The following is a 5089-nucleotide window of genomic DNA, read 5'->3' as shown; positions in this document are numbered from 1 at the left end:
GAGCTCTCCTCGATTTTCACGACTGCGGCGAGCACGTATACGTATGTGGCTGAGGCTTTCCCGAAGAGCAGGCTTGTAGCCTTCATGGCGGCGTGGATGCTGTTTTTCGGGGGTGTTGCTGGGGCCGCGACTGCTGGTCTAGGTTTCTCGAGCTATTTTGCTAGGCTTTTTTGGCTGGGCGACTCGTGGATTGTGCCTGTGACGTTTGTGCTCCTCATTGCCTTGTCTTTTCTGAACTGGTGGGGTATAAAGGAGTCCGCGGCGCTGAGTGCCGTCTTCACTGTTATAGAGGCTGGGGGCCTGCTGTTTGTTTCCCTGCTTGGCCTGTTGTTCCCGCAGAGGAGTCCAGGCTACTTGTCTTTTAACCCCTCTGCTGACCCCGTGCTGGCTGTGCTGGTTGGGGCCGCGGTTTTCTATTTTGCGTATACTGGTTTCGAGTACCAGCCTACGCTTAGCGAGGAGACCCTTAACCCTGAGAGGGTTGTGCCTAAGTCCATCGTGCTTGCTGTGAGCGTTACGACTCTTATCTACCTTCTTGTAAGCGTGTCTGTCGTGAGGCTTATGGGCTGGGAGGAGCTAGGAGCGAGCAAGGCCCCTATGGCTGATGCGGCTTCTAGGGCTTGGCCGGGCTCGTTCCTGTTGCTTATGGTTATAGCCCTATTCGCCACGACTAACACTGTTCTCGGCTTTCTCGTGTCTTCTTCCCGCCTAGCGTATGGGCTCGCGGAGGAGGGGGTTGCGTGGGGCGGGCTCGCCAAAGTTGATAAGTGGAGGAGGACGCCCTACGTTGCTGTGGCTCTTTCGGGGGCGCTGGCTATACTGCTGATATTCCTCACGGACTATCTGCCGAGTGTAACTGGGTGGAGGCTGAGCTTCGGTGGGCAGGAGTACCAGGTGATAGACCTTGTCGGGAAGACTGCGAGCCTAGCGGTTCTCCTGGCCTTCCTGCTCGTGAACTCTTCCGTCGTTGCGTTGAGGAGGAGAAAAGACCTTAAGAGGCACTTTAGGGTTCCGCTGAATATTGGCGACTTTCCGCTTTTGCCCGTGCTTGCGAACGTGTTGATTGTTTTCTTTGTTGCCCTAAGCTTTGGGGACTGGATTGTATGGCTTAGCACTATAATTGTTGCCCTTCTGGGGCTAGTGATGTATAAGCCTAGAAGAAACGGAAGCTAGTTTTTTCTAGTTCTCTATTTCTACTTCTTCAAATATTGTTATGGGGACGCTTGGAACGACTACTGGTTTTGCATTTACCTCTATTGATATCTCTGCGCTGTCTTCGACTGTCTTTGGGGAGAGGACGCTAAGCCTTAGGGTCGTGCTTTGGCGTGGCGGCAGGGCTTTTTCTAGTATTTTTCCCGGCTTTGTGCTTCTGCCCAGGTAGGCCGTCTTACCGTCCAGCTCTAGTTTGAGTATTGTATAGGTCAGGTACCCCTCTAGCTTTTTGAGTAACACTTCGTAACTTACAGTGGCGTCGCTATTGTTTTCTAGGAGTAGCTCGAGGGGTTGCCCGTCCTGTATCTGTACTTTGAGGGGGTCACTGTTCCCGAATGTTATTTCTAGCTTTATGTTGCCAGCCATGTGTCTCACCGAGAAAGAGAATGTCTTGCGGGTTTAAAAGAAATTTAGTTCAATTTTTCCCATGATGCGTCCCGTTGAAACCTTTGTCCAAATGCTTGAAGCATTCTTGTCTTGTTTCCGATTTTACTTCGACTTTTCCTATCTTTGCCTCTGAGAGGAAAGATGCTTCAAGTATCTTTTTCGATGTGTCTGGCCCGTAAACCTTCCTTTACGAATTTAATTGCTTCTTCATATTCTTCTGGCGGGCTTTTTGTTGACAAGGAGATTATCATTTCGGCACGTTTTTTCACGTTTTCTCTTATGAGTTCGTCGATTATTTCTGTGAAGGTTTTTTCTCCTTTGAGTGCTAAGAGCTTCTTGTATACTTCGTCGCTTACCGTTATTTTCTTCATGCACATGGGTAATACACGATGACTTTTCAAGTTTTTTATCGCCTCGTCTTTCTGAACATAGTAGATGTGTTTAGGTTTTGCCGCGATGAAGGTTTTTATATGGGATTTACCATGTAAAGGTGCTGATGATGGTTTCTGGTTCTGAGCGGTGAGGAGAGCTTGATTGGCTGAAGTACTTGTTCTCGGGTGATAGTCTTTATAAGAGGGTGAGGGATTTCTGGAGGAATGGAGGTTAATTGTGTGTCTAGCGTCCTTGGATAAGCTTCCACGCTGTGGGAAAAATACTAGGTGATAGGCATGGATGGGGTCGAGGAGAAGCTTCGCTCTGCATTAGCGAGGGTTAGGGGGTTTAGGGGCATTGTTGCAGTGGAGGATGGGAAGACCTGGATTGTGGGCGAGGTTGACAGGGAGAAGCTTCCCCTCATTCTCGACACGTTTTCTTTTTCTACCGAGCTTTTGAGGAAGGCTAGGAATATGGGTGTGAGGATACTTATAGCCGAGGGTAGTGGCTCGGGTATTGCCTATGCCAAGTACGGCTTTGGGAAGCAGGTTTTCGTCTTGTACAGGGACATGCCTCTCGGTGCTGTCTACTACGAGGTCAAGAGGCTCATGGAGGACCTAGCAAAGGGGTGAACAAGTGAAGGTCGTGGGGATAGCCGCACTGGGGACGGAAGCCCCTGCCGGCCTTGCGGATAAGGCTAGGAGGCTTGTAGGCCTGCTGGCTGAGAGGTGTGGAACAAGCCTCGTAGTTGCTGTTGGTGGCTACTGGGGCCTCATGAGGGTTGTTGTCGACGAGGCTTTGGGGAGGGGCTTGGGTGTCCTTATTTTCCCGCCACTAGAGCGGGAGGACGAGAGTTTCCCAGAGGGAGCCATAGTTGTAAGGACTGGCATGGGTTTTAGGGGTAGAAGTGTCGTGCTCGTTAGGACGGCGGACGTGTTGGTCGCTGTGGGCGGGGAGGCCGGCACGATTATGGAGATTGTTACCGCATATTTAGAAGGCAAGCCCGTATTTGTCTTGGGAGGGACGGGCCTCTCGTCAGACAAGATGAGGGTCTATGAGCCATACGTTGATTCGAGGAGGCTGGCGGAGCTGAGGTTCTACGAGAGTGTCGAGGAGCTAGCGGACAAAGTGTGCTCTCTAGTCTCCTTGAAACATAAAGGATCCTTCTAGATGTCTAGCTTAAGACAACTGTCTATTCCTCCCCAGATACTATTTTCTTTGCTTCCTCGACTATTTTCTCAATGTAAGGTAGCCTAATCTTAACTGCTTCTGAGTCGAATTTTGCCTCGTGGAACCCCCAGACGTGAAGCGCCCATGCAGTGTCCCAGGAGGCCATGAACCAGTCTCCCAGTTTCTGGCTAATTGCTTCGACAGCTTTTTCGAGGTCTGTTACTGTCCACCTGTTTCTCTGCCTTACTTGTGCGAGCACATCCGAGACGCCTAGGTAGAGGGCAAGTAGCTTTACAGACTCTTCTGCGGCTTTGTAGAGTTTTTCAGAGGCTTGGACAGGATTCTTCTCTACGAAGCTTTTGCCTTCCTCGAGGAAGCTTAGCGCCAGGTCTAGGTGCTTCTTGATTTCGGGGTTCAGAGTAGGGCGGCCAACAGTTGGCGTCTCTTTCTTTTGAGGCATATATTTACTCGTGCCCACTATGTTTACCTATAGCATGGATCTCTTTCTGCCTATAAAGATGCTACGTGGATGCTTTTAAGGCGAGCTTTACAGCTTCACGGTGGAGAGGTGTTTGCCACGCGACATGCTTTCCTATCCCGAGCTCTGTATCCTTCTCAGGTGGAGGGGCATCTATCCACAAGTCTGGGCTTCGAGGCGGAATGTCGTCCACGACAAGGTTTTTCCCTACTAGCTTGTCGAGTAGCGGGATTTGATCCCTAGTATAGAGTGTGTCAGGGTTCTCTACGGCCTCTGATAACAATTTCTTCTCATCCATGCTTAGAGAGTTTACAAAATAAAGGAGCTTCCTCAAGCTGAGCGCGCGTGTCCTGGCGTTTTGATGCTTGTTTAATTTAGCGGGTAGATGGTTACTGTTGCTGGAGGATGTAAAGGTTATTATAGTGGCTTAATATTTGGTTGGGGATCTCACATGAAGTTGTCGCCCGAATGTGTGCCGTGCATTTATAGGACTAGGACTAGCGAGATTTTGGCTTCGGGTTTGCCGGATGGCGAAAAGCTCAGGCTTCTCAGGGACTTTACAAAATATTATGGCGACTTGATTGATGATTCCTCCACTGTCATTGTTGCATGGAAGGGGTTCAGAAAAGTAAAGGAGCTACTAAGGGAAACTGACCCATACAGGGAATACAAGGAGAGGAGCCATAGGATAGCTCTTGAACTAGCTAGGAGCATTGAGGGAAGGCTGGAGGAGCTGAGCGGCTACGAGAGGTTTAGGTACCTTGTTGGTCTAAGTGTTGCGGCCAACCTCCTCGACCCGGGCTCGCCAAATGGCCTGGATCCAGAGGTTTTCTGGGAGAAGGCTTCTCGAATTAGGTTTGGCCGCGACGAGACTGATAGGCTCTACTTGTTGTTGCTCCAGAGCTCTAAGGTAACCTATGTTCTCGACAATTGTGGGGAGGCTGTTTTTGACTCGCTGGTTATACGTGACTTGAGGAGGATGGGCTTGAAGCTAAAGATCATAGTTAGGGGCGAGCCTTACCAGAACGACATCACATACCAGGAGGCATTGAGGCTAGGGCTCCAGGAGTACGGCGAGCTCGTGAGTACTGGGACAGATTTTCCCGGCATCGTTCCGGGCCATGTTTCCGAGGAAGCTGTCAAGGCCTTGGAATGGGCAGACATCGTTATATCCAAGGGGATGGCGAACTTCGAGTCCTTCATGTATGCCCAGCCAGCCGCAAACGTTTTTGTCCTGTTGATGGCTAAGTGTGGACCAATAGCCAGGGCTTCAAACGTGAATGTTGGTGAGGCGGCAGCTTTCTTCCTCAAAGGCCCTCCGGCCATGCTGAACGCGGTTTAGTTTTTCCCTTGTTTTTCCCTTGGACGCTACATTTTTTAATGATGGCCTGCTAAGGATATTTGTCCGAGATGGTTTAAATGGATAAAGTCTCTCTAAAGGACAAGTTGAAAGACATTAAGCCCGACATT

General features: G+C 50.1%; 8 protein-coding genes. 4 read left to right on the top strand and 4 right to left on the bottom strand.

What is annotated here, in order from left to right:
- Positions 1-1173 (top strand): APC family permease (locus QXT17_RS09795; protein ID WP_342815850.1); only part of this gene is annotated, 1173 nt, incomplete at its 5' end.
- 6 nt (positions 1174-1179) lie between these two features.
- Here the strand turns inward: QXT17_RS09795 and QXT17_RS09790 are convergent.
- Both QXT17_RS09790 and QXT17_RS09785 read right to left on the bottom strand, forming a co-directional pair.
- Complete coding sequence (locus tag QXT17_RS09790) at positions 1180-1578, bottom strand: hypothetical protein (protein ID WP_342815849.1); 399 nt, start codon at positions 1576-1578, stop codon at positions 1180-1182.
- 167 nt (positions 1579-1745) lie between these two features.
- Positions 1746-1970: an antitoxin VapB family protein gene (locus QXT17_RS09785; RefSeq protein ID WP_020961919.1), complete on the bottom strand. Its 225-nt coding sequence runs from the start codon at positions 1968-1970 to the stop codon at positions 1746-1748.
- 297 nt (positions 1971-2267) lie between these two features.
- On the opposite strand from QXT17_RS09785, the gene QXT17_RS09780 reads away from it, so the two are divergent.
- Positions 2268-2603, top strand: coding sequence for a hypothetical protein (locus QXT17_RS09780; protein ID WP_148681941.1), 336 nt, complete (start codon positions 2268-2270; stop codon positions 2601-2603).
- A 4-nt stretch (positions 2604-2607) separates the two neighbouring features.
- The gene (locus QXT17_RS09775) at positions 2608-3141 is read left to right on the top strand and encodes a hypothetical protein (protein WP_020961917.1); all 534 of its coding nucleotides are present in this window, start codon (positions 2608-2610) and stop codon (positions 3139-3141) included.
- A gap of 22 nt (positions 3142-3163) precedes the next feature.
- On the opposite strand, the gene QXT17_RS09770 is transcribed toward QXT17_RS09775, so the two are convergent.
- Positions 3164-3619: a PaREP1 family protein gene (locus QXT17_RS09770; protein ID WP_342815848.1), complete on the bottom strand. Its 456-nt coding sequence runs from the start codon at positions 3617-3619 to the stop codon at positions 3164-3166.
- A 43-nt stretch (positions 3620-3662) separates the two neighbouring features.
- Positions 3663-3953, bottom strand: a complete 291-nt coding sequence (locus tag QXT17_RS09765) for a hypothetical protein (protein ID WP_342815847.1) — start codon at positions 3951-3953, stop codon at positions 3663-3665.
- 117 nt (positions 3954-4070) lie between these two features.
- On the opposite strand from QXT17_RS09765, the gene QXT17_RS09760 reads away from it, so the two are divergent.
- Positions 4071-4961, top strand: a complete 891-nt coding sequence (locus QXT17_RS09760; RefSeq protein ID WP_342815846.1) for an ARMT1-like domain-containing protein — start codon at positions 4071-4073, stop codon at positions 4959-4961.
- Positions 4962-5089 lie beyond the last annotated feature (128 nt).

The sequence above is a fragment of the Thermofilum sp. genome (assembly GCF_038871435.1).
Taxonomy (GTDB): Archaea; Thermoproteota; Thermoprotei; order Thermofilales; family Thermofilaceae; genus Thermofilum; species Thermofilum adornatum.
Note: the sequence above shows the minus strand (reverse complement) of the source record. Positions and strands in the feature narration are given on the sequence as shown.